Below are 25,453 nucleotides of genomic sequence, written 5' to 3'. Positions count from 1 at the left end.
TCCAAATTTATGAATACTAAACAATCAATTTTAACCGTTTTTTTACTTATAATTTCATTCTTTTCTTATGCTCAAATAGATGCAGATGAACCTAAATTAGCTCTAGGTTTTTCTACAGGATATAATAGAGGTTTAGGTTTTCAGTTAAGCGCAACAGCTTTAAAACCTTTTGAGAGTCTTCCTGTTCAAATAAGATTAGGCGTTGGTTTAACTAAATTAAATCCAGGTAATTCTGCCGATGCCAGACGCATTTTTATTAATAATGCAACCAATGGTGTGCCAGAAGAAAAAGCAAAGGCTTTTGATTACAGATTAGATTTTATGATAGATTCTGATTTTATAAATTCAGAAGCATCTAAAATAGTTTTCGGACCGAGATACTCAAGTTTTAAAGCTAATTTTAAATACGTTGGAGGTAATGAAGATTTTGATGTAACTTCTAAACAATTTGGATTAGGTTTAGGTGCAGAAAGTCAATTTAAAATTAATGACAAGCTCAACTTTTTAACAGCAATAGGGTTAGATTATTTTTTTAATAATACATTAAAGGGGCACGATACTTCATATAGTCCAGATAACGACAATGTAAACCCAAGAAATAATAATCAAAATGGTGATGTTCAATTCACTTTTAAAGATGCTAATAAAGCTATAAAACAGCCTGCTTTAATGCCAAGAGTTTTGCTAGGTTTAGTTTATATGTTATAATAATTTTTTTTGTTATTTATATTTAAACCAATTTTCTCAACAACATTGGTTTTTTATTGTTAATTACTTTGTTTACTTCTTATTTCATTTTTTAATTGGTTGTGCTATATTAGCATCCGATCACAAAATTTTACTCACTTTTATGGCTGTTGAAACCAAATACACCGAAGATAATATACGTTCACTCGATTGGAAAGAGCATATTCGTATGCGTCCTGGAATGTATATTGGTAAATTAGGTGATGGTTCTTCGCCAGATGATGGTATTTATATCCTTTTAAAAGAGGTTCTTGATAACTCAATTGATGAGTTTGTTATGGGGTCTGGTAAAACGATTGAAATTTCAATACAAGGAACTAAAGTTACAGTACGCGATTACGGTCGTGGTATTCCTTTAGGAAAAGTAGTAGATGTGGTTTCTAAAATGAATACCGGTGGTAAGTACGATTCTAAAGCCTTTAAAAAGTCTGTTGGTCTAAATGGGGTTGGTACAAAAGCGGTAAATGCACTATCCAACTATTTTAGAGTAGAATCTACAAGAGATGGTAAGTCTGCTTCCGCAGAATTTGAGCAAGGTAATTTAACCAATAAGGAATTACTTGAAGATACTTCTCGTAGAAAAGGAACTAAGGTTTCTTTTATACCAGATGACACCATTTTTAAGAACTATAAATACAGAAGTGAATATGTTGTTAAGATGCTTAAAAACTATGTTTACCTTAACCCAGGTTTAACAATAGTTTTTAATGGAGAAAAGTATTATAGTGAAAATGGTTTAAAAGATTTATTAGCTGAAAACATTAATGAATCAGACTTGTTATACCCAATTATTCACTTACGTGGTGAAGATATAGAAGTTGCTTTAACACATAGTAAAACGCAATACAGTGAAGAATACCATTCATTTGTAAATGGACAAAATACAACACAAGGAGGAACGCATTTAAATGCTTTTAGAGAATCACTTGTAAAAACTATTCGTGAGTTTTATGGTAAAAACTATGATGCTTCAGATATTAGAAAATCTGTTGTAAGTGCTATTGCTATAAAAGTTATGGAACCTGTTTTTGAAAGTCAGACCAAAACAAAATTAGGTTCAACCGATATGGGTGGCGATTATCCAACGGTAAGAACATATATCAACGATTTTGTTAAAACCTATTTAGATAATTATTTACACAAAAACACTGATACTGCTGAGAAAATTCAACGTAAAATTTTGCAGGCAGAACGCGAGCGTAAAGAATTATCAGGTATTAGAAAATTAGCAAAAGATAGAGCTAAAAAAGCAAGTCTACACAATAAAAAATTACGAGACTGTCGTGTGCATTTTGGAGATACTAAAAACGAACGCAATTTAGAAACCACTTTGTTTATTACCGAGGGAGACTCAGCATCTGGAAGTATTACAAAATCACGAGATGTAAACACACAAGCAGTGTTTAGTTTAAAAGGTAAACCTCTAAACTGTTATGGCTTAAGTAAGAAAATTGTTTATGAAAATGAAGAGTTTAACCTATTACAAGCCGCTTTAAATATTGAAGAATCTTTAGAGGATTTACGCTATAATAATGTCGTAATTGCAACTGATGCCGATGTAGATGGTATGCATATTCGTTTGTTATTAATAACATTTTTCCTTCAGTTTTTTCCAGAAGTTATCAAAGAAGGGCATTTGTATATTTTACAAACACCTTTGTTTAGAGTAAGAAATAAAAAAGAAACTATTTATTGTTATTCTGAAGAAGAGCGACGAGATGCTATTGAAAAGTTAAAGCCCAAACCAGAGATAACACGATTTAAAGGACTAGGTGAAATTTCGCCAGATGAGTTTAAGCATTTTATAGGTGAAGATATTAGATTAGATCCTGTTATGTTAGACGAAGGCATGTCTATTGATGAGTTGTTATCATTTTATATGGGTAAAAATACACCAACAAGACAAGAATTTATTATAGAAAATCTGAAAGTTGAATTAGATTTAATAGAATGAATTCCTGCGAAGGCAGGAATCTTATAGTAAAAAAGTATGAAATATTGGTATGTCTATATTATAACAAATAAACCTAAAGGTGTTTTATACATAGGTATGACTGATAATATTGATGAAAGAGTCAAGGAGCATAAGTTAAAAATGTTTCCAAAATCTTTTACTGCTAAATACAATTGTGATAAATTGGTTTATTTTGAAGAATTTGTAAAAGGTAATGAAGCGGAAGTTAGAGAACGACAATTTAAAAAATGGAAAGAGAGTGGAAGATAAAGCTAATTGAAGATATGAATCCAAGCTGGATGGATTTGGGAATGAATTGGAACTTAAATTATAGAAAATTCAGAGAATAAAATTAATGAGATCCCTGCTTTCGCAGGAATATGAAATATGATAGAAGAAGAAAACGACGATTTAACAAACGAACAAGACGAGCCCCAAGAAACTATTACCAGAGTTACTGGTATGTACAAAGATTGGTTTTTAGATTATGCATCTTATGTCATACTAGAGCGTGCTGTTCCTGCTATTGAAGATGGTTTTAAACCTGTGCAACGTCGTATCATGCATTCTATGAAAGATTTGGACGATGGACGCTATAACAAAGTCGCCAATATTGTTGGTCACACCATGCAATACCATCCACATGGAGATGCAAGTATTGCAGACGCCATGGTACAAATCGGGCAGAAAGATTTATTAATTGATACTCAAGGAAACTGGGGAAATATTCTAACTGGCGATAGTGCTGCTGCATCTCGTTATATTGAAGCACGTATTTCTAAATTTGGATTAGACGTTGTTTACAATCCTAAAATTACTGAATGGCAAGCCAGTTACGATGGTAGAAGAAAAGAACCGGTAAATTTACCTGTAATGTTCCCGTTGCTTTTAGCGCAAGGTGGTGAAGGTATTGCAGTAGGCCTTTCAACAAAAATTTTACCACATAATTTTATAGAACTTATAGATGCTTCTATCAAGCATTTACAAGGAAAACGCTTTACTATATTGCCGGATTTCCCAACAGCAGGTATAGCAGATTTTTCTAACTATAATGATGGTTTAAGAGGAGGTAAAGTGCGTGTGCGTGCTAAAATTTCCCAGTTAGATAAGAATACTCTAGTTATAACCGAGTTGCCATTTGGAACAACAACGTCTTCATTAATAGACTCTATTTTAAAAGCCAATGATAAAGGTAAGATTAAAGTAAAAAAGATTGAGGATAATACTGCTGCAGAGGTTGAAATATTAGTGCATTTACCATCTGGTTTATCTCCAGATAAAACTATAGATGCACTTTATGCTTTTACAAGTTGTGAATCTTCTATTTCTCCATTAGGTTGTGTAATCGAAGATAATAAACCTTTGTTTATTGGAGTGTCTGAAATGTTACGTCGCTCTACAGATAATACCGTTCAGCTTTTAAAACAAGAACTTGAAATAAAGTTAGGAGAGTTTGAAGAGCAGTGGCATTTTGCTTCATTAGAGCGTATTTTTATTGAAAATAGAATTTACCGTGATATTGAGGAAGAAGAAACCTGGGAAGGTGTAATTAGTGCTATCGATAAAGGTTTAAAACCTCATATTAAACATTTAAAAAGAGCAGTTACTGAAGAAGATATTGTTCGTTTAACCGAAATTAGAATTAAACGTATTTCTAAATTCGATATTGATAAGGCGCAACAAAAAATTGATGCTTTAGAAGAACAAATTGCAGAAGTTAAACATCATCTAGAAAACCTAATAGATTATTCAATAGCATATTTTAAAAGGTTGAAGAAAGATTATGGAGAAGGTAGAGAACGCAAAACAGAGATAAGAACTTTTGATGATGTTGATGCGACTAAAGTTGTAATTCGTAACACCAAACTTTATGTTAATAGAGAAGAAGGTTTTATTGGCACATCGTTAAGACGAGATGAATACGTTTGCGATTGTAGTGATATTGACGATATTATTGTATTTACCAAAGAGGGTAAAATGATGGTTACAAAAGTTGATTCTAAAACGTTTGTTGGTAAAGACATTATCCATGTTGCAGTATTTAAAAAGAAAGACAAACGTACCATTTATAACATGATTTATAGAGATGGTAAAGGCGGTCCGTCTTATATAAAGCGTTTTGCGGTTACTAGTACAACCAGAGATAGAGAATACGATTTAACTAACGGAAATAAATCATCAGTAGTTTTATATTTTTCTGCAAATCCAAATGGAGAAGCTGAGGTTGTGACTATTTTATTAAGACAAGCAGGAAGCATTAAAAAACTAAAATGGGATATTGATTTTGCCGATATTCTTATTAAAGGTCGTACGTCAAAAGGGAACCTCGTTACAAAATATTCTGTAAAACGCGTTGAGTTAAAAGAAAAAGGTGTTTCTACTTTAAAACCACGTAAAATTTGGTTTGATGATACAGTACAACGCTTAAATGTTGATGGAAGAGGTGAATTGGTTGGTGAGTTTAGAGGTGAAGATAAATTGCTTATTATCACACAATCTGGAATGATTAAAACGGTAACTCCAGAGGTGACTATGCATTTTGATGATGATATGATTGTGATGGAAAAATGGATTCCTAAAAAGCCAATATCGGCCATTTATTACAACGGTGAAAAGGAGTTGTATTATGTAAAACGTTTTTTAATTGAACAAGAAGGAAGAGAAGAGTCTTTTATATCAGATAATCCAAAGTCACAGTTAGAAATTGTTTCTACAGATTGGAAACCTATGGCAGAAATTGTTTTTGCTAAAGAACGTGGTAAGGACAGAAAAGATAATTTAGCAATAAACCTTGAAGAATTCATTGCTGTTAAAGGGATATCTGCATTAGGAAATCAATTAACAAGGGATAAAGTAAATCAGGTTAATTTATTAGAGTCTTTACCATATGAAGCCCCCGAAGAAGTACATGCAGATGAATTAGAAGTTGTTGATGAAGAAACAGTTGAAGCTACTTCACCAACAACAAATAATGACTCTTCGAGTAAAACCAGTTCAAATGATTCTGATAAAGATTCAGATTCTGAAGATAAAGGTCAGACCACTTTATTTTAAATACTCTTTAAATTATGTTCGTTTAAGCTGTTTCTGTATTTTTTTAATTGCAGATTCAATAGACTTTTCAGGTTCTATAATGTTATAAGCACCCCAAAATCTTGGATCTGAAAAACCAGAGGCTTTTTCACTTAATATAGTTGTTGGTCTTATTAATTGGGTTCTGTTTTTAGCTAATTTAGATTCACTAATTTCCCAATCAGTAATAGCCATTTCACTATTTAAAGTATAAATACTGTTAAACAATTTTCCTTTCCAATTTACTTTAAATGTAAGTGAAATGTTGCTGTAAGCGTACTGCCATTTTCCGTCTTTTGTTCTATAATTTACGCGATAAGTAGCTTCTGTAGGATATACATCAACTTTTCTAGGTTTTTTGCGCACATACATTTGGCTTGATAATTCTTTGTTAGAAACATTTAAACTGTAGGTAGCATTGGTTAATGCTAAAGTTTCAGAATCAATATATAATTTACCAAAATATAAAGGTGTGTCTATATTTTCTTTTTGTTTAAAATTAACAACGTAAATTAATTTTTCGTTAATACGAGTAGATTTGTCAAAACTAAAGTCATAATCTAATATATTTTCTTTTGTAAAAATATATTCTGGGTACTTTATAATATCTGTGTAAAGATTACTAAAGGGGCCTCCTTGAAGCTTTAAAGCTATGGTGTCTAATCTTTTATAATTTGTGTTTTTTCTAGCTTTTACAAGTTCTATATTGTCTTTTTTAAAACTTGAATAAGGTTGTTTGTGAATTTTTACCACAGCTTCTGATAGTGAAGCATTTCGTCTTCTTTTCTTAATTGTTTCTCTGTAAAAGGCCGTCATTAAAGTATTATTGGTATTGTAAAGCTTACTTTTTTTACTTAACATTTCAGTTACCAAATCCCTTGCGTCTTTTTTGCTTGCTGTAATACTTATTTCATCTAATTTTGTAATGGCAGGAGTTAAACTTATTTTTTCATTATTCTGTATTGATGAAATTTTGACCTCTTTTTTCTCGTATCCTAAATGAGAAATGGTTAAGATACCTTCAAAATGATTTTCAGGAATTTTTAATAAAAACTCACCATCAGTATTGGTTACTGTACTTATGTTTGAATCTTTTATAACAATATCTGCAAAAATAAGTGGTGCTTTAGTATCACCATCAATTACTTTGCCTTCAAGTTCTTTAAATACGTCTTCAGTTTGTGCTTTTATGTTTAAGCTAAATAAAAATAAAACACTTGTTAGAATTAATGTTAATTGGACTGATTTTTTCATGACAATTGTGTTTAGAAGTGGTCTTAATTTACAAAAAAATGGTGTAAATATCTAAAAATCAGATGTATTTTAGGTTTTTATTAACTAAAGTTAAATTAATTAAATAGTTTGTTTCTTAGATAGAACAAAAAGAATTTTCATTACTCTATTATTGAGTTTGTAACATGTATAGAAGTATCTGAGTGCATCGATATACTCGGATATACGGGATACCAAGACCCGCCTATGTTATTTTGAATTATCGAGTTATCGATTAAAATGTTGCCAGAATGGTCATTACTTACAAAGAAAATAGATGAACCATAGGCATTTACTTCATTTTCTTCAATTCGTGTTCCGTAAATACTTAAAGACATTGTATTACCGTCATTATATATGGCACCACCACTACCACCTCCAGGAGTTCCTGTTTGGGAAGGGTTTCCACCGTTTCCAATAGCTTTATTATGAGAAAATAAGCTATTAATAATAGTCCAAGATACACCAATACTACTTATGCCACCACCATTAGAACCAATATTTCCATAGCCATCTGCACCTCCAAAAGTGCAATTAGTAATATAAACAGGTAAATTATTATACTGACTAAAAACTCTTATAGCGCCACCGCCAACATCTGGTCCAGTACTGGCGCAAATATTATTAAAAAATCTAGAATTTACTGCTTTAAAACGACCACCTCTTACCCAAATGGCACCTCCTCCAGTATACTCGGGTTCTGAAGTTGAATTACCATCAGCAAATGTTATATTTTGAACAGTAAGTCTTGGTGTATCTTGATTTTGGCAATGATCTGTTGTCCAAACTTGATCAGGATCGCAGGTGTTCATGTATAAAATTCGGGTTATTCCATCGCCACTCAAAGTTATTAATTCGCCACCATCAATTATTACATCTGGATTTACGTTGTTAAAAACCTTTGCAGGCCTATCCATTTTAATAGTTATAGGTTGAGTGCCACAGTTAAAAGTTATTTTTCCACCTTTTGCAACAGCATCTACAACAGCATCACAATTACAGCTTTGTGGTGTACCATCACCAATTATAGTGTCAGGATTAGAAACATCCTCTAAACTAGCTTCCAAAGGTATAGTAGAATTGCCATCTGGATTTCCTGCTGGCGGACCATCTTCTGGATTTTCTAGCGGATTGTTTATAATCACTGTAGAATTGTCTTTAGGATTATCTTTAGAGCAGTTAAAAAATAAAATAACAAAGAATAAACTAAAAGTAGTTTTACTGATTTGGTAGGTTAAGCATTTCATGGGGCAAATGTTTAGAATATTATATACGAAGCAAATGCCAAAAACGGATTTTTTAGATTAAAACTCTATGTTTTGCTTTTTTTCTGAATTCTGAAATTCAAAAATTCAACAAACAATGAAAATGCTATAGCAAAATAAAGATATCCTTTTGGTATGGCACCAACCTCATTGCCAAATAACTTAGTATGCGATAAGTGTGCAGCTTCAGTAATAAGCATAAATCCTATTAAAATTAAAAAGGCTAATCCTAATAATTGAATACTTGGATGAGTATCTATGAATTTTCGTATCGGATTTGCAAAAACAATCATAATAATTATAGAAATAACTACAGCTATCACCATTAAAACTAAGGTGTAATTATGGTTAGGGTGTAAACCATTAGTCATTCCAACAGCAGTTAAAATAGAATCAATTGAAAAGATAAAATCTATAATTAGTATTTGAAATATAGCTTGCGATAAACTTTTTAACTTCTTTTTATTTAGGCTGTTTTCATCATGATCTGGCATTTCTACTTTTTCATGAATTTCTGATGTGCTTTTGTAAATTAAAAATAAGCCGCCGGTGAATAATATAACAGCTTGCCAACTTAAAGCAATATGTAACCAAGATAATTCAATAGTGTAAAAAGGTTCTTTCAAACCAATTAAAAAACTAACAAAAAACAGCAGTATAATACGCTGAATCATTGCAAGCAATAAACCTATGTTTGTGGCTTTTGCACGTTGATTTTCAGGGAGTTTGTTAGCGGCAATTGATATGAAAACAATATTGTCTATCCCTAAAATTATTTCTAAAAAAGTTAAAGTTAGTAATGCCATTATAGCATCACTTGTAAGTAGAAAGTCTAACACAGTATAAAAATTAGAATACAAAATTACTTAAAAACCAATTAATAATTCAGAGAAATAAAAGTTTCAAACTATTTAATAGTGGACAAGTATTTAAGTTTGAAGTTACATCTTTCAAAGATTTATAACTTTTAAGCTTACAAGTCATAGACAAATTATGGACTTAATAGATATTTATTTGTTTTATAGTGAGTTACATTTAAATTGGTGACAGATATATAACAATATGAAAAGGCAATTATTAACAATACTTATTTTTTCAATTAGTATTTCAAGCTTCAGTCAACAATTATATATGGAGCTTGGTTCTACTATTTCATCCTTTGATTATGAAAATTCACAAGGACTACCTCTAGATAATCTTTTGTCTAAATCTCAATCTTATTTTGGTATGGGTTACCGGCAAGTTATTAATAGTGAAAAAACACTGTTTTTAGCATTAGGTGCATCATATAATAGTTATGGAGCCATAGGTAGCGAAAGTAGTGTAGATAATTTTTTTGAATGGGATGTGAGTTATTTGGGCGTTCGAGCAGGTTTAGATTATAGATTATTTCAATTAAGAGATTTATCGTTTTATGCAAAGGGGTCTATTGCATCAGAGTTTTTAATAAGAGGAAACCAAACCATAAATAATGATGTGTTTAATCTAGTAGGAGAGGAAGAATTTAATAATAATATCTTGTTTTTAAGAGCTGGGGTTGGCATACAATACCCAATTTCAAATACTACCGCAATTTATGCAGGCTATTCTTATGGTAAGTCTGTTTTAATAAGTAGTGGTGAAAATGCCGAAAAATTAAAGTTAAATGCACATCAATTTGGAATAGGGTTTATTATAAACTTACCAAATTGTTCATGCGATTTTTAAAAATGCTGTCTATTTAGTGGACAAAAGGTGGACAAAGTATGGACATCCTTTTAATATAGTAACTATTGTACTAGTTTAGACTTATTGTTGAAGCTAATGCATTCATATTTAAAAAGTTAAATTAATGAAAGCACAATTACTTTTTGTATTTATTTTTTGTTTTGTTTTTTCAATTCAGGCTCAAAGCTCTAAATCGTATTCTATTGTACGATCTAATTTGGGAACAAGCGGATCATCTAAAATAATTACTACCAGTAAGGGTAAATATACTGTAAGTCAAAGTATAGGTCAATCTAGCGTTATAGGAACTTATACGAACAATGGTTATTATTTAAGACAAGGCTATCAACAACCAATAGATAAAATTAAAGTAGAAAAAGCAGGATTTGCTAATAATGATTTATCTGCAACAGTTTACCCAAATCCATTTGAACAATCTGTTTCTATTTCTTTTACAGAAGATATGGAAAGTGAAATTTCAGTTTTAGTTTTTAATGTAGCAGGAAAACTTATTTATAATCGAAATTTTTCACCATCAAAATATATAGAGCTAAATCTTAATCATATTTCTAGCGGATCATATTTTTTAAAAGTACGATCCAACAATAAACTATTTAACGCAAAACTCATAAAAAAATAAATTACCACTTACTAAAATTAACCCTATTATGAAACGTATACTAACCTTAGGATTATTCCTTTTTTTAACCTTAAAATCATTTGCTCAAACCGATGGTATAAGTTATCAAGCTGTTATTATTGGTCCAGATGTTCTGGAATTACCAGGTGTAGATTCAGAAGGTAATTATTTACCATCTACAACAGTAGATATTAGATTTACCATTTTTGATTCTGGCAACCAAATAGAATTTCAAGAAGTACAAACCACAACTACTGATGAGTTTGGAAGAATAAATTTAATCATAGGAGCTGTAGAACATGACGATTTTGAAAAAATAAGTTGGGATGGTACCTCTAAAGATTTAAAAGTAGATATCGATTTTAGAAATGGAAATAGTTTTGTAGATATGAGTAGAGAAGTACTTACGTTTGTACCTTACGCTTATCATAGAAATATAACAGCAACAGGAACATTAGATGTTGATGACGATACATTTTTAAATAGAGAATTAACCGTTAACGGGCAAACAAATTTAAACGGTAGACTTTTAGTAAATAATGGTAATGAATCAAATTTATCAGGTGATTTAACAGTTGATGGTGAAACAAAACTTAACAATATCTTAAATGTTAACAATAAAAGCACAACCTATTTAACAGGCGCTTTAATAGTTGGCGACTCTTTAATAGGTCCACCAGATGGAGATTTAGATGCGCCAACCATTTTAAACGGTTCTTTATCGGTGGTTGGTGAGTCAATATTTACTGGTTTAACGGTACAAGATTTAACGGTGAATAATTCAGCGCTACTTGAAGGAGATGTAGATATAGATACGGAACAACAAGTCACTATTACTTCTACAGTACATACCGATCCAATAAATTATACTACAGACGCGCCTTACGAACAAATTGTTGATAGTGAAGAAAATCCCGGTGAATACATAGAAAATTACCCGTTATTAGTTCAGGGCAGTACACAGGGAATAGCTATAAAAGTAAATGGATATGGAAGAAACGGCAATAATTATGTGTCTTTTTGGGATGATGGTGCTTTTGCATACCCAACGCTTCATGGACGTATTGAAGGAGAAATACCAGATGAATTTGGAAACAATGCCGATTATTTGTTCGATCAATCTTCGTTAGATTATGATATTTTAGATGCAAATTTAGATTTAACCTGGGCGTCTATTGATATTGCTATTGAAGCTGCAGATTTAGCGGCAACATATACAGATTTTCGACCATGTTTAGGCTTTGGAGCCTGTACGACAGGTCCAGGATTTTCAGATATAGCGGCATCAATTTTATCAGTGGCATTGGTGGCGGTAAAAGAGTATGCTGCTATACAAGCAAGAAATAGAGCATACGATAATAGAGATACTTATGATGCTAATAAAATCGAATATCAAGGAGTAACCTATGCTTCAGGTGCTGGAGATTATGCAGAGTATTTATTGCGAGAAAACATAAAAGAAAAAATGACTTATGGTGATTTGGTTGGTGTAAAAGGTGGGAAGATATCTAAAAACCTAATAGGAGCAGAAAGGATTATGGTAGTTTCCTTAAAACCTATTGTATTGGGCAATATGCCACAGAGTAACAGGGAAAATGAGTATGAAAAAGTAGCTTTTATGGGGCAAGTACCCGTTAAAGTCTTTGGGCAAGTTAAAATTGGAGATTACATTATACCAAGTGGAAAAAATGATGGTATTGGAATAGCGGTTCATCCTTCTAAGATCAAGTCAAATCAAATACCTAGCATAGTTGGTACTGCATGGTCTGAAAGCAATAATATTTCTGGTTTTAATTTGGTAAATACTGCTGTTGGCGTAAATAGAAACGATAATAATGTTATTGTACAAAATTTAGAAAAACAAATAGAAGAACAGGCTCAAGAAATTAGTGACTTAAAAAAGCAAATATCAGATATATTAAATATTCTTCAAGAAAATGATACAACTCATATTAAGAAAGATAATGCCAATCATGATGAAAACAAATTGGAGAATTATTATGGCAATAGAGATTATGAAATAGTAGACACTGATGAAGGCGAAATCGTGTACTGGGAAATTACCAATGAAGATTTTGAATTAGGTTTGAAAATGGCCGAAGAACAAATGCGCGCAGATGGTGTTGATTATGAAAATGATATGTTTTGGAATAAAATTAAAAACGATTTAGCCTTTAAAAATAAAACTATTCAGAAGCTAAAAGAAAAGTTTGATAAACAGATTCATTATCATAAAGAAAACAACAAAGGCAAACACTAACCTAAAAATTTGACTTTAAATTCAATTGTCAATGATGCCAGAAAAATTTATCGGTTTTAAAAATAATTTAGCAATAAGCTTTGTTGTGAACACTTGTATGTTGTTGTTTTTACTTCCGCAAGCATATTCTCAAACAACACCTATTCCTGATACAAATTTTGAAAATTATCTAGAAACACACAATACAAATGGAGCCATTGTTGATATCGGAGATGCTTCAAGTATGGGTGATGGTATAGCAAATAATGGTTTGGTTTTAACTGCAAATATTGAAAATGTTAGTTCACTAAACATGAGTTATCAAAATATATCTAATCTTGATGGGATTGAGGATTTTGTTAATTTAGAAACTTTGGCTTGCGACAATAATAATTTAGCTACAATTAATGTATCAGCTAATTTAAATTTAAAAACATTACTCTGCGGGCTAAATAATTTAACAAGCTTAGATATAGCCTCTAATACTGCATTAGAAGTGTTGGATTGTTCAAGTAACTTATTATCAACTTTAGATATCACTAACAACAATTTATTACAAAGCGTTACATGTTCAAATAACAGGTTAATTGATGTTGATGTGAGCCAAAATAATATATTAAGCTTTTTGGCAGTTTCTAACAATAGACTTACTGGTTTAGATCTTTCCAATAATCTGGATCTGGAAAGTTTATTTTGTGCCTCAAACCAAATTTCAAATTTAAATCTTTCGATAAATACGTCTTTAAAAACCGTAGATGTTTCAAGTAATTTAATTTCCAATTTAGATTTAAGTACTATAAATACAGTTACCTGTCCAGACCCTCAAACCGATCCCATCACTATTTGTCAAGGTGCTTCTTCAATCAATGTGTCTAATAATCAACTCACATCTCTAATTGTTGCGAATGGCTATAATGATTTAATAACCTCATTTACTTCTGAAAACAATCCAGATTTATTTTGTATTCAAATTGATACAGGATTTGCTCCAAATACCAATTGGACTAAAGATGACTGGACCTATTTTGGAGAAACCACTTGTACAGATATTTACACTTACGTTCCCGATGATAATTTTGAACAAGCTTTAATCGATTTGGGTTACGATGATGTTCTAGATAACTTAGTGCTAACAGCAAATATTGATGGAATAACCACATTAAATATTTCAAATGCTACTATTGAAAGCCTTATAGGTATTGAAGATTTTATGGCACTTCAAACCTTGGATTGCAGTATGAATAATCTGGAGGACGTTGATATTTCAAATAACTCAGCTATAATAAACCTCAATATTTCTAATAACGATTTATCTACTATTGATTTAAGCAATCTTACCAATCTAGCCACTCTGGGTGTTTCGGATAATATGTTAGATGAATTGAACATAGAAAATAATCTAGCTTTAACGGATTTAAATTGTTCAAACAATACGATATCGTCTCTCAATTTTAGTAATCTTACAGCATTAATCAATTTAAATTGTGATGCCAATGCATTACAATCTTTAAACTTAAAAAACGGACAAAACGCCAATCTTTTAAATTTTTCAGCCATAAACAACCCTGATTTATTTTGTATTGAAACCGATACTGGAGCAGTTCCAGGAGCTGTTACATGGAGTGTAGATGCTACGGCTTCATACGCTGTAAATTGTGGAACGTATATTCCAGATGATAATTTTGAACAAGCTTTAATCGATTTAGGGCTAGATGTTGCACCACTAGATAATTATGTGCCAACGGTTAATATTAGCGCAGAAACTAACTTAAATGTGAGCAATTATGGTATTGTAGATTTTACAGGTATTCAAGATTTTATAGCGTTGACAGATTTAGATTGTTCAGATAATACCATTGTTGAACTTAATCTTACAGCAAATACCGCTTTAACCAGTATTTTATGTAACAATAATGCACTTGAATTTGTTGATATAAGAAACGGAAACAACACCAATACAACTGTTTTTGATGCCACAAGTAATCTGAATTTATTCTGCATAAATGTTGATAATGCCATAGTTGGAAATATACCAGCAGGCTGGACAATAGATGCTTTTGCTAGTTATAATTCCGATTGTGAAACTAACAGGTTTACAACCATTCCAGATGATAATTTTGAACAAGCTTTAATCGACTTAGGTATAGATTCTGGAGCATTGGATAATCAAGTACTCACTGCAAATATTGAATATCTTACATCATTGAACGTTAGCGGAAAAAACATTGAAAGTTTAGAAGGTATCAAAGCGTTTGCATCTTTAACAGAATTGGATTGTAGTAACAATTACCTAAATGAATTGGATGTAAGCAATATGGTTAATTTACAAAACCTGTATTGCGGTTCCAATTACTTTTTAACCAATAATACAGCCAATACAAACGGGTTATTGAATACTACAGGAACAGTTAATTTAACGACCTTGTTTTGCGCAGATAACAATTTGGGTGATTTAAACATAGCGCCAAATACCAATTTGGAAACATTAGACTGTGCTAACAATAAATTAACTGTTTTAGATATAAGTAATAACAATAATTTGGTTGAGGTTAATTGTGACAGTAATCTTATAACAACCTTATCTACAGTTGCAACTAACAATAATACACTTACTAATTTGAGTTGCTCAAATAACGATTTAAGCACACTTTCTGTAACTAACTATTCAGCTTTAATAGATTTAAACTGTAGGTCTAATTCGTTGACGATGTTAGATATAACCTCAAATAATGCTTTGGAAGTTTTAGATTTTTCAAATAACGATTTAACAGATGTTAATCTATCTGGAAAAGTAAACTTAATAGCTGTTTCTGGATCACAAAATCAATTAACTGAAATCAATGATTTAAATTCACCTCTTCTAGAAGCTTTGGTTTTAGATAATAATCAAATTGGTGAGTTAACTACCTTGCTTAACAATTTCCTCATACTGAAATATTTAGTAATTTCAAGTAATGAACTAACAACGTTGGATGTAAGCGCTAATACCAATTTAATTGAACTGAATGTTAGCAATAATCAGTTAACAGATTTGTTACTTCCTACTAATTTAAACCAGCTTAAAACATTTAATTGTAGCAGTAACCAAATTGCTGGCGATTTTGATTTATCAACTTTAGGAATTGGTGCATGTCCAGCAAAAAATGAAGATAATCCATTAGATTTTTGTCCAGATGCTATTACAATAAACGTATCTGGCAATCAATTGGAATTTGTCAACATTCAAAATGGAATTAACGGTGATATTTTAAATTTTACCGCAAGTAACAACCCGAATTTAACGTGTATACAAGTTGATGATGTTAACACCATTCCAGAAAATTGGGTTAAAGATGCCACTACTGAGTTCAGTGAAAACTGTAGATTTGGCGAAACATACGTGCCCGATGATAATTTTGAACAGACTCTAATAGATTTAGGTTTCGATGCAGGAGCGCTAGATGATTATGTCTTAACCACAACCATTGAAGTGATAACGAATTTAAACATCAGCGGAAATAATATCGTTGATTTAACAGGAATTGAAGATTTTACAGCGCTTCAAAATTTAAACTGTTCAAACAATAATTTAAGTGAAATTGATTTAACTGAAAATATTAATTTGATTGAACTTAATTGCTCTAATAACACATTAGATGAGTTAAATCTTTCTGAAGCTATCAATATTTCAAATTTAAATATATCCAACAATCTTTTTACGTTATTTGATGCTAGTATTCTACCTAATTTAGCTAGTTTCAATTGTGATTTTAATGCTATAATTGAGTTAGATTTTCAACAAAATCTATTATTGGTTAATGTGAGTTGCGCATCAAATGCATTAGAGATTTTAAACCTTAAAAACGGTCAGAATCCTAACTTATTAGACCTTAATACGCAAAATAACGTCACTTTAACCTGTATTGAAACTGATACTGGTACAGTTCCTAGTGGTGTAACTTGGTTAAAAGATGCTACTGCCAATTATTCTCTTGAGTGTCGCTACGGTGAAACCTATGTGCCTGATGATGCTTTTGAGGAAGCTCTTATCTCATTAGGATTCGATTCAGGCACTTTAGATGATTATATACCGACTTCAAATATTACTAATGTAACGACATTGAATGTTAGTGATAGCGGTATTTTAGACGCAACAGGTATTGAAGGTTTTGTGTCGTTAACAACTCTTGATTTTCAAGGCAACGCGTTAACAACTATCGATTTAAGCAATAATTTGCTTCTTACAAGTTTAAATGTTTCAGCTAATAATTTAGCTTCAATAGATGTGTCAACTCTAACGAATTTATTGAACTTAAACATTTCAGAAAATACAATTTCTGAAATTGATGTCGCTTCAAATGTAAATTTGGTGAGTTTAGACGTGTCGAGTAATTTGTTAACCAATTTGAATGTTGATAATCTCACCGGCTTACAACTTTTAAATGTTTCAGACAATCAATTAACAGCATTACATGTCACGTTAAACCCAAATTTGGTGACCTTGTATTGTCAATCTAATTTCTTGGTTGGCGACCAGTTAAATCTTCAGAATGGAAACAATGAAAATTTAAAAACATTCAATGCATCTAATAATCCAGATTTGGCTTGTATTTTGGTTGATGATCCTGTTGCAGTCATTTCAAATAGTGATGGTACTTACAACGGTTGGTATAAAGATGCTTCAGCAAATTACCAAACTATTTGCGAAGATGCCGATAATGATGGTGTTGCTAATGCAGATGACCAATGTCCAAATACACCTTTTGGAGATCCTGTTGATTTATTCGGGTGTTCCATTTTAAGTTTGCCAAACAATAATTTCACTATTTTAATTACTGGTGAAACCTGCTTAAATAATAATAACGGAAAAATTAATATTTCAACGTTAGAATATTACAATTACACAGCAACTTTAACTGGTGAAGATTTTTCAAAAGAATATCATTTTACCACAGAAATTGACATATTAAATTTATTGGCTGGTACTTACCAAATGTGTATCACTATTGAAGAATGGCCAAATTATATGAGCTGTTATGATATTGTAATTATTCAACCAGAACCATTAGATGTTACAACAGGTAAATCTTCTAACGGTAAACAAGTTTCTATAAATATGTCTGGTAGCTCTAATTACAACATTGATTTTAATGGCTTGAAATTTAACACAACAGATTCATCCGTTACATTAAGCTTGCAAAATGGGATAAATTCACTAAAAGTTAGTACAGATAAAGAATGTCAAGGTGTTTATGAAGAAAATATTTTTCTGTCAGATAAGATTTTGGCTTATCCTAATCCGTTTAAGGAAAAAATAAACCTCTATTTAGGAGAACTTGATAGAGAAAACATAACCATAAAAATGTATTCTTATTTAGGGCAATTAGTGTATTCTAAAACCTTAACAAACCAAAAGATAGATATTTTAGAACTTAATACAGAAGGTTTTTCAATTGGATTTTATACAATATCTGTTCAATCAAAAGAATCATTAAGAACATTTAAAATTGTAAAAAAATGAAACAAGTAGTATATATTTTCTGTTTGACTTTTTTAGTTTTTGGATGTAGTAAATCTTCTAATGGAAACGATCCTAATGGTGAAAATCCTGATGATGGTAATGGCAATGAAGAAACAATTTCTGGGGTGAAATTATATTTTCCGCAAGAGAATATGTTATGTAATGAAGGTACAAATTTAACACCTACTGAAAGTACGGTATATTTTGAATGGCGAGCAAACGGAGCCGATAATTATATAATAACCATTGAAAATTTATCAACAAGCAACGTAATTCAAAGAGAAACTAACGAGGATATTATCCCTATAACTATTCAAAGGGCTACAGCCTATAAGTGGTTTGTTGAATCTGTTTTAGGTTCTACAACTGAACAAAGTGATACATGGCAATTTTATAATGCTGGTCCAGGAGCACAATCTTATGCGCCTTTTCCTGCCGAAATAGTTTCACCTTCAATGGCAGAATCTATACCAACTACTAATACAGTGACTTTGCAATGGACAGCTAGTGATGTAGATGATGATATTGCAGGTTTCGATGTTTATTTTGGAACAAATGAAACCGCAAATGATATTCATGCATCAAACATTAATACTACAGAAACAACAGTTTCAGTAACTTCTGGAACTATTTACTATTGGAAAATAATTACTAGAGATGCATTAGGTAATACTTCTGATTCTGGTGTTTTTCAGTTTAGAGTTCAATAAATAAACTCTTAACGAAATTTTTAGATTTCAAAAAATAGAATAGCTGTATATTTACATGATTTTTATTTTGAATATGCAGCAAAACAGTATTCCTTTCAACAAAACGGGCTATTTCTCATCATTAATATGTGATTATTTAGAACAAAATTCAGATTTAAAACCATTTTACAATCGATTCCCGAACATAGAGAATTTTAAATCCCAAATAGAAGAAAAGCATAATGCTTTTAAAAAGGAAACAAGGGAATTGCTTTCCAATATTCTTTTAAATCAAAATAAGGGTATTGAAGTTTCCAGTTCAACCGCTCAAAATATTGAAAGTTTAAAATCTGAAAACACCTTTACAATTACTACTGGGCATCAACTTAATTTATTTACAGGTCCGCTTTATTTCTTGTATAAAATTATCTCTACAGTTAATTTAACTAAACAATTAAAAGAAACTTATCCAGAATATAATTTTGTGCCAATTTATTGGATGGCAACTGAAGATCATGATTTTGATGAGATTAATTTTTTCAATTTTAAAGGAAAAAAAATACAGTGGAATAAAGATGCAAGTGGAGGTGTAGGTAGATTATTAACTAAGGAATTAGAAAGTGTTTTTAAAGTGTATTCCAGCGAATTAGGAAACTCTAAGAATGCTGTGTATTTAAAAACGCTTTTCAAAGAAGCATATTTAAAACATGAAACTTTAGCCGAAGCTACACGTTTTTTGGTAAATGAATTATTTAAAGATTATGGTTTAGTTATAATTGATGCTGATAATGTTGATTTAAAGAAACAATTTATCCCTTTTATTGAAGAAGAATTACTTAATCAAACATCTTTTAAATCTGTTTCTAAAACCAACAAACAAATTAATGAATTGCCTGAAGATTATAAAATACAGGTAAACCCAAGAGAAATTAATTTATTTTATTTAACCGATAATTCAAGAGAACGTATTGTTGTTGAAGACAAGGTCTACAAAGTTTTAAATACTAATATTTCTTGGAGCAAGAATGAAATTTTAAAAGAAGTTTCAGAACATCCAGAACGTTTTTCTCCAAATGTAATAATGCGACCTTTGTATCAGGAAGTCATTTTACCTAACCTTTGTTATATTGGTGGTGGTGGAGAGTTGGCTTATTGGTTTCAATTAAAAACGTACTTTAATAAAGTTGAGGTGCCTTTTCCTATATTATTGTTGCGAAATTCGGTGTTACTTCAAAAAGAGAGTCAGCATAAAAAACTCGAAAATTTAAATATTTCTAATGAAGATTTATTTTTAAGAAGAGATTTGTTTATCAATAAGAAAGTAAGAGAAATATCTAATCTTGACATAGATTTTTCACCACAAAAAAAATATTTACAAGAACAATTTAAAGATTTATATAAAATAGCAGAACAAACTGATAAGTCTTTTTTAGGAGCGGTAAAAGCTCAAGAAACAAAGCAATTAAAAGGATTAGAGAGTCTTGAAAAACGTTTGTTAAAAGCTCAAAAAAGAAAATTGGCAGATTATGTTTCAAGAATGACAGATTTGCAAAATGAATTATTTCCAAATCAAAGCTTACAAGAAAGACAATCAAATTTTTCAGAATTCTATTTAGAACACGGTGAATTGCTAATTAAAAAATTGAGTGAAAGTTTACAACCCTTAAAAAATGAGTTTTCAATTATAACTTTATAAAAAAGACCGTGCTTTTTTCGCACAGTCTTTTTTTAACTAACTAACTCAAAAACTAAAACTTAATCCCATTGTTTTTGCGTACTACTTAAACCTTGAAATAAAAATTTAGCTCCACTTCTAGAATCATTTAATTCAGGGCCGTCATCGAAACCTACATTAAAAGTGTCATTTCCAGAAATGGTTTTATAACCTATTCCGTTTCCAGAAGCCATCATTATAGCTATGTAACCTTCTGCTGTTGTTTTTACATCATTTCCTTTTAGAACAAAAAAGACATCGTCTTCTATTGCATTATGGTCAGGTAATACAGTACCTATGTCTTCAAAACCACTGTTGTTACTAGTGTTTGAAAGTTTAACTTTATTCCCAGAAATTGAACCTCCTGTTGTAGTTCTGTATCTAAATGCAAAAACAATACTACCTGTTGGCATTGGTGGCTGTTGCGAATTGGTTATGGTGTAAAGTCCTCCTCCTGAGTTTTGGGTGGTATTTGAGTGGTTGTATTCTTCTTCTGTTGTTCCAGATCTAAAAACTTGGTTTAAGGATTCGGCAAGACTATTGTATTCTTCGGAAGTAATTTGAATCCAACTATTATTAGTGGCAGCTTCATAAGCAGATCTAGAAGTTGATAAAAATGACATAATATCGTCTACATCATTTAATGATACACTTACTTTGGAAGTTGCTGTTTCTGATGAATTAGTTACAGAAACAGTAGCTGTTAAGCTTGTTGTGGCCTCATAATCAAAAACTAAAGCATCTTTTACAGTTATAACACCACTACTATTAACAGAGAAAGCATTTGTAATAGATTCTGATACAATATTGTAATTTAGAGTACCAGTTAAATTGGTAGCAACAGTTCCAATAGTTGTTCCAGTTGATGGATTTTCATCAATAGTAGAATTAATATCGCTTGCACTCGGTATAAATGTTTCTTCATCTTTGCTACACGATATACATAAAGTTATAAGCATTGTAATAAGTGCGAATTTGAATAAATTTTTCATAATACATTGTTTTGTGGTTAATGTTTGGTTTTTGTAGCGCTTGCAACAGGTTATATCTGCAGCCTAAACCAGTGCAAGACACCACAAAACTGTATTGCCAAATTAATGACACAACAAACCTAATGTATTGATTTTATGCGATTTGTATTTTGTAATGGACAAACCGTGGACATATAATTTAATACCAAGGACAAATGGTGGACACCTTTAGTGAAAGCCTGCTTTTAAAGGTTAAACACAAGGTCTTGTAAAGAATCTTCAGTGGTGATCCCTAATTTTTTACGGAGCCTGTAGCGTGCTTTTTTAATCCCTTCATGAGATATGTTAAGGATATTAGCAATTTCTTTTGAAGATAAATTCATTTTTAATAAAGCCATAAGTCTTAATTCATTTGGAGTTACATTAGGGAATTGTTGTTTTACATTACTATTAAAATCTTTATGTACTTCTTCAAAATATTTACTGAAGTTTTCCCAGTTGTTATCATCTTTTAAATCAAAATTAATGGTTCTAATTAATTGATTGTAACCTTTAACACTATTTTCAGAAGATTTAAAATCTTTTGCTTGTTGCTTTAAACTTTCTAAAACTTCATTCTTTTTTGCAAGGTGTAAAGCATGTGTGGTGAGCTCTTTCTTTTTAAAATCCAGTTCTAAATCTAATTTTTCACGTTCAATCTTACTCCGTTTTAATTTTTGTCTAACAGCATAAAATGCAATTAGTGACAGTAAAAACCCAATACCAAATAAAATTTTATAAAGATTATTTATTTCTCCTTTTTGTTTTAAAAGGTCAATTTCATTTTTTTGAAGTAAGATTTCTTGCTCTTTTTTCTCGGTTTCGTAAATGGTTTTTAATTCTTCTAATTGTTGTGTTTTTGTAACTGAATATAGGCTATCACTAATTTTTTGAGATTCGTTTAGATAAAAAATAGCGTCATCATATTTTTTTAGCGCTTGAAGTATCTTAGAGCGATACCCATAAAATCTTTTTAAATATGGCAAAGCATTATTGGGTTTTGTAAGTTTTATAGCTTCATCATTATAGTTTAAAGCGGTTGAATATTTATTGTTGTAGTACTCTATTTCTGCTAAATTTTGATAGGTATTAGCTAGACTTAGTTGTAAATTCTCTGTTTCTGAAATTTCCTTAGAATCTAATAACAGTTGTTTTGCTTTAGAATAGTTTTTGTTAATTAATTCTAGTGAAGCCAAAGAATTTAAGGCTTCGGCAAGAGCCATTTTATCTTCAACTTTTTTTGCATAATCTATTGCGGCATCAAAGCAATTTTTAGCTTTTTCATAATCTTCTAAATTTTGATAAGCTGCACCTAGAGAAATGTTAGCATAGGTTAAAGACCATATTTCTTCTTCTTTATTAAAAATATCTATAGCTTCTTTATAGTATTTAATTGAAGTTTTGTAGTTTTTTAAACTGGCTTCTATTTGACCTATTTGTTGTAAAACTCCAGCTTTTCTATAGTCGTCGTTTATTTCTTCAAAACATTTTAAGGCTTTTAAAGCTTCAATAAGTGCAATTTTATAGTTCCCTTTTTCTGTATATCTAATAGAGAGTGCGTCATGTTGTGCGCCTATAAATTTTGTTTTTGAATCGCTATCCTCTTCATGTTCATTAATTAGTTTTAATGTTTCTCTGGTAATGGCTATAGCTTTATCTAATTCTCCAGTAGACTCTTTAACAATGGACATAGCATGATTCACAAAAATAAGACCTCTTATATAATTAATGTCTTTAAAATATTTTTTTGAAATATTGTAATAGTGTAGTGCAGAATCATTTTGATTTCTATTTAGGTAATGGTCGCCAATGTGCATATTTCCAGAAGCGATACCGAATTTATAGTTTATTTTTTTAGAGATTTCTAGACTTTTAAGTGCATAATTTTTGGCTTCTTCGGGTTTTGAGTACTTAAGTTTCTCATTTAAACTAATTAGAATACTAACTTTTACGGTATCATCTACTTTTCTGTTTTTTAGTTCAAGCTTTAAACTATCTATAAGTTTTGTGTTTTGTGAAAGAGAAACGTATGGAGTTATGAGAAATAGTAAAATGATAAAAATCTTTTTCATTATCAAAGGTTGGTTAGTGTTTTTTTATAAAAGTAATTATTTGATTGCTGTAAATCAAATGCTTACTTAATATTAAGGACTTAGTACTTGTAATCCATCAGTTAATGTTAAATTTACATAGTGTTTAGTAAACAATTTTAAACCTTAGGATTAATGCACAAAATTGATATAGATTTAGTTGAAATGACCTTAGATGTCATGAAATATGCTATAGATAGAATATCGTCAACACATAATAAAATTGGAAAGCCAAAAAGTGAAAAAGAATTAAAAGCGCTAGTCGGAGAAACTGTTACAGAAAAGGGAATAGGAGGCGAATTTGCATTTAATTTATGGAAAAAGCACCTAATGAAAGCCAATGTGCCTATAGACCATCCAAGGCATTTAGCTTTTGTGCCAGCATCACCTACCAGAGCAGCAATAATGTTCGATTTGGTTACATCTGCTTCTAGCATACATGGAGCTTATTGGATGGAAGGAGCAGGCGGTATTTTTTGTGAAAACGAAGCTATGAGATGGATGGTGTCTTTAACAGGACTGCCAGAAGGAGCTTTTGGTGTATTTACAAGTGGAGGTACTGCAGCTAACCTATCAGCTATAGTAACAGCAAGAGAATATTGGAGACAAAATAAAGACTACAAAAGAGAAAAAGGACTAATAATAACATCAATTGGAGCACATTCATCTGTAAAAGCGATGGCGAAAGTAGCCGATGTAGATATAATTTTAGTAGATACAGAAGAACATTTAACAGGAGAAGATCTAAAAAAAACTATTAATAATTTAACAGAACACCAACGCAAATGTTTATTTGCAGTAGTTGCAACAGGAGGAACAACAAATGCTGGAATTATTGATGATTTAGAAGATATTACAACAGTTTGTGAAAATGAAAACCTTTGGTTTCATGTAGATGCAGCATATGGAGGTGGAGCTTTGGTAGCAGATTCAGTAAAGCATTTGTTTAAAGGTATAGAAAAAGCAGACAGCATAACTATCGATCCACATAAATGGATGTTTTCACCTTACGATTGTGGCGCAGTCATTTACAAAAACCCAGAATTAGCAAAACAAGCGCATTCTCAAGAGGGTTCTTATTTAGAAATTTTTAAAGATGAAGGGGCACACGGATTCAATCCAACCGATTACCAAATACAATTAACAAGAAGGGTTAGAGGGTTGCCATTATGGTTTTCATTGGCTACTCATGGCACAAATAGATATAAAGAAGCTGTAGAACGCGGCATTGAATTAGCGAATATAGCGGGCAAAATGATTAAAGAGAATCCTAATTTAGAATTAGTTAGAGAACCAAGTTTATCTTGTGTGTTATACAGAAGAATTGGTTGGGAACCAGAAGACTATAAACATTGGACATACGAAAACCATAGAAAAGGGTTTGCGCTTGTAACTCCAACAAAATGGAAAAACGGCAATACATTTGAAACTGTTTCACGATTTTGTTTTATAAACCCTGATACCACAGAAAAAGATATAAAACTGATTTTAAAATCAATGAATTAAAAATTAATAAAAAAAATATATAACCTAATTCGTCAATAAAAAATCAAT

General features: G+C 31.0%; 16 protein-coding genes. 11 read left to right on the top strand and 5 right to left on the bottom strand.

Going from position 1 to position 25,453, the window contains the following annotated elements:
• Positions 1 to 9 precede the first annotated feature (9 nt).
• From MBM09_RS11680 to MBM09_RS11665, 4 genes are all read left to right on the top strand, one after another.
• Positions 10 to 708, top strand: coding sequence for a hypothetical protein (locus tag MBM09_RS11680; RefSeq protein WP_238673907.1), 699 nt, complete (start codon positions 10 to 12; stop codon positions 706 to 708).
• A 142-nt stretch (positions 709 to 850) separates the two neighbouring features.
• Positions 851 to 2,701 (top strand): DNA topoisomerase IV subunit B, encoded by a 1,851-nt coding sequence (locus tag MBM09_RS11675; RefSeq protein WP_238673906.1) that lies wholly within the window; start codon positions 851 to 853, stop codon positions 2,699 to 2,701.
• Positions 2,702 to 2,737: 36 nt separating this feature from the next.
• Entirely contained in the window at positions 2,738 to 2,971 is a 234-nt protein-coding gene (locus MBM09_RS11670) for a GIY-YIG nuclease family protein (protein ID WP_370569670.1), read from the top strand.
• Positions 2,972 to 3,088: 117 nt separating this feature from the next.
• On the top strand, positions 3,089 to 5,755 hold the full coding sequence (locus MBM09_RS11665; RefSeq protein WP_238673905.1) for a DNA gyrase/topoisomerase IV subunit A: 2,667 nt from the start codon (positions 3,089 to 3,091) through the stop codon (positions 5,753 to 5,755).
• Between the two features lie 12 nt (positions 5,756 to 5,767).
• On the opposite strand, the gene MBM09_RS11660 is transcribed toward MBM09_RS11665, so the two are convergent.
• The 3 genes from MBM09_RS11660 to MBM09_RS11650 form a co-directional block, all read right to left on the bottom strand.
• On the bottom strand, positions 5,768 to 7,027 hold the full coding sequence (locus MBM09_RS11660; protein ID WP_238673904.1) for a carboxypeptidase-like regulatory domain-containing protein: 1,260 nt from the start codon (positions 7,025 to 7,027) through the stop codon (positions 5,768 to 5,770).
• Positions 7,028 to 7,167: 140 nt separating this feature from the next.
• Positions 7,168 to 8,292 (bottom strand): hypothetical protein, encoded by a 1,125-nt coding sequence (locus tag MBM09_RS11655; protein ID WP_238673903.1) that lies wholly within the window; start codon positions 8,290 to 8,292, stop codon positions 7,168 to 7,170.
• A 65-nt stretch (positions 8,293 to 8,357) separates the two neighbouring features.
• Entirely contained in the window at positions 8,358 to 9,149 is a 792-nt protein-coding gene (locus MBM09_RS11650) for a TerC family protein (RefSeq protein WP_238673902.1), read from the bottom strand.
• Positions 9,150 to 9,372: 223 nt separating this feature from the next.
• On the opposite strand from MBM09_RS11650, the gene MBM09_RS11645 reads away from it, so the two are divergent.
• From MBM09_RS11645 to bshC, 6 genes are all read left to right on the top strand, one after another.
• Positions 9,373 to 10,017 carry an outer membrane beta-barrel protein gene (locus MBM09_RS11645; RefSeq protein ID WP_238673901.1) on the top strand — a complete coding sequence of 215 codons (645 nt, stop codon included), beginning with the start codon at positions 9,373 to 9,375 and terminating at the stop codon, positions 10,015 to 10,017.
• A 124-nt stretch (positions 10,018 to 10,141) separates the two neighbouring features.
• Positions 10,142 to 10,657, top strand: a complete 516-nt coding sequence (locus tag MBM09_RS11640) for a T9SS type A sorting domain-containing protein (RefSeq protein ID WP_238673900.1) — start codon at positions 10,142 to 10,144, stop codon at positions 10,655 to 10,657.
• A gap of 28 nt (positions 10,658 to 10,685) precedes the next feature.
• Positions 10,686 to 12,917, top strand: coding sequence for a hypothetical protein (locus tag MBM09_RS11635; RefSeq protein WP_238673899.1), 2,232 nt, complete (start codon positions 10,686 to 10,688; stop codon positions 12,915 to 12,917).
• Positions 12,918 to 12,948: 31 nt separating this feature from the next.
• Positions 12,949 to 18,396 (top strand): T9SS type A sorting domain-containing protein, encoded by a 5,448-nt coding sequence (locus MBM09_RS11630; protein ID WP_238673898.1) that lies wholly within the window; start codon positions 12,949 to 12,951, stop codon positions 18,394 to 18,396.
• The gene (locus MBM09_RS11625; protein WP_238673897.1) at positions 18,393 to 19,106 is read left to right on the top strand and encodes a hypothetical protein; all 714 of its coding nucleotides are present in this window, start codon (positions 18,393 to 18,395) and stop codon (positions 19,104 to 19,106) included. Before MBM09_RS11630 ends, MBM09_RS11625 begins: the two co-directional genes overlap by 4 nt.
• 73 nt (positions 19,107 to 19,179) lie before the next feature.
• Entirely contained in the window at positions 19,180 to 20,781 is a 1,602-nt protein-coding gene (gene bshC, locus MBM09_RS11620; protein WP_238673896.1) for a bacillithiol biosynthesis cysteine-adding enzyme BshC, read from the top strand.
• A gap of 59 nt (positions 20,782 to 20,840) precedes the next feature.
• Here the strand turns inward: bshC and MBM09_RS11615 are convergent, their stop codons facing one another.
• Positions 20,841 to 21,791 (bottom strand): cadherin repeat domain-containing protein, encoded by a 951-nt coding sequence (locus tag MBM09_RS11615; RefSeq protein WP_238673895.1) that lies wholly within the window; start codon positions 21,789 to 21,791, stop codon positions 20,841 to 20,843.
• A gap of 224 nt (positions 21,792 to 22,015) precedes the next feature.
• Positions 22,016 to 23,881 carry a tetratricopeptide repeat protein gene (locus tag MBM09_RS11610; protein ID WP_238673894.1) on the bottom strand — a complete coding sequence of 622 codons (1,866 nt, stop codon included), beginning with the start codon at positions 23,879 to 23,881 and terminating at the stop codon, positions 22,016 to 22,018.
• 153 nt (positions 23,882 to 24,034) lie between these two features.
• Here MBM09_RS11610 and MBM09_RS11605 point away from each other — a divergent pair, with 153 nt between their 5' ends.
• A complete protein-coding gene (locus MBM09_RS11605) occupies positions 24,035 to 25,405 on the top strand; it encodes an aminotransferase class V-fold PLP-dependent enzyme (RefSeq protein WP_238673893.1) in 1,371 nt (456 codons plus the stop codon).
• Positions 25,406 to 25,453 lie beyond the last annotated feature (48 nt).

The organism is Flaviramulus sp. BrNp1-15 (genome assembly GCF_022259695.1).
Classification (GTDB): Bacteria; Bacteroidota; Bacteroidia; order Flavobacteriales; family Flavobacteriaceae; genus BrNp1-15.
The sequence above is the reverse complement of the archived record's forward strand: the minus strand, read 5'-3'. Positions and strand labels throughout refer to the sequence as shown.

Coding starts and splice junctions, on each gene's coding strand:
- MBM09_RS11655 (WP_238673903.1), bottom strand. CDS start 8,292: ATGAAATGCTTAACCTACCAAATCAGTAAAACTACTTTTAGTTTATTC.
- MBM09_RS11680 (WP_238673907.1), top strand. CDS start 10: ATGAATACTAAACAATCAATTTTAACCGTTTTTTTACTTATAATTTCA.
- MBM09_RS11665 (WP_238673905.1), top strand. CDS start 3,089: ATGATAGAAGAAGAAAACGACGATTTAACAAACGAACAAGACGAGCCC.
- MBM09_RS11605 (WP_238673893.1), top strand. CDS start 24,035: ATGCACAAAATTGATATAGATTTAGTTGAAATGACCTTAGATGTCATG.
- MBM09_RS11645 (WP_238673901.1), top strand. CDS start 9,373: ATGAAAAGGCAATTATTAACAATACTTATTTTTTCAATTAGTATTTCA.
- MBM09_RS11660 (WP_238673904.1), bottom strand. CDS start 7,027: ATGAAAAAATCAGTCCAATTAACATTAATTCTAACAAGTGTTTTATTT.
- MBM09_RS11670 (WP_370569670.1), top strand. CDS start 2,738: ATGAAATATTGGTATGTCTATATTATAACAAATAAACCTAAAGGTGTT.
- MBM09_RS11610 (WP_238673894.1), bottom strand. CDS start 23,881: ATGAAAAAGATTTTTATCATTTTACTATTTCTCATAACTCCATACGTT.
- MBM09_RS11640 (WP_238673900.1), top strand. CDS start 10,142: ATGAAAGCACAATTACTTTTTGTATTTATTTTTTGTTTTGTTTTTTCA.
- MBM09_RS11615 (WP_238673895.1), bottom strand. CDS start 21,791: ATGAAAAATTTATTCAAATTCGCACTTATTACAATGCTTATAACTTTA.
- MBM09_RS11635 (WP_238673899.1), top strand. CDS start 10,686: ATGAAACGTATACTAACCTTAGGATTATTCCTTTTTTTAACCTTAAAA.
- MBM09_RS11625 (WP_238673897.1), top strand. CDS start 18,393: ATGAAACAAGTAGTATATATTTTCTGTTTGACTTTTTTAGTTTTTGGA.
- MBM09_RS11630 (WP_238673898.1), top strand. CDS start 12,949: ATGATGCCAGAAAAATTTATCGGTTTTAAAAATAATTTAGCAATAAGC.
- MBM09_RS11675 (WP_238673906.1), top strand. CDS start 851: ATGGCTGTTGAAACCAAATACACCGAAGATAATATACGTTCACTCGAT.
- bshC (WP_238673896.1), top strand. CDS start 19,180: ATGCAGCAAAACAGTATTCCTTTCAACAAAACGGGCTATTTCTCATCA.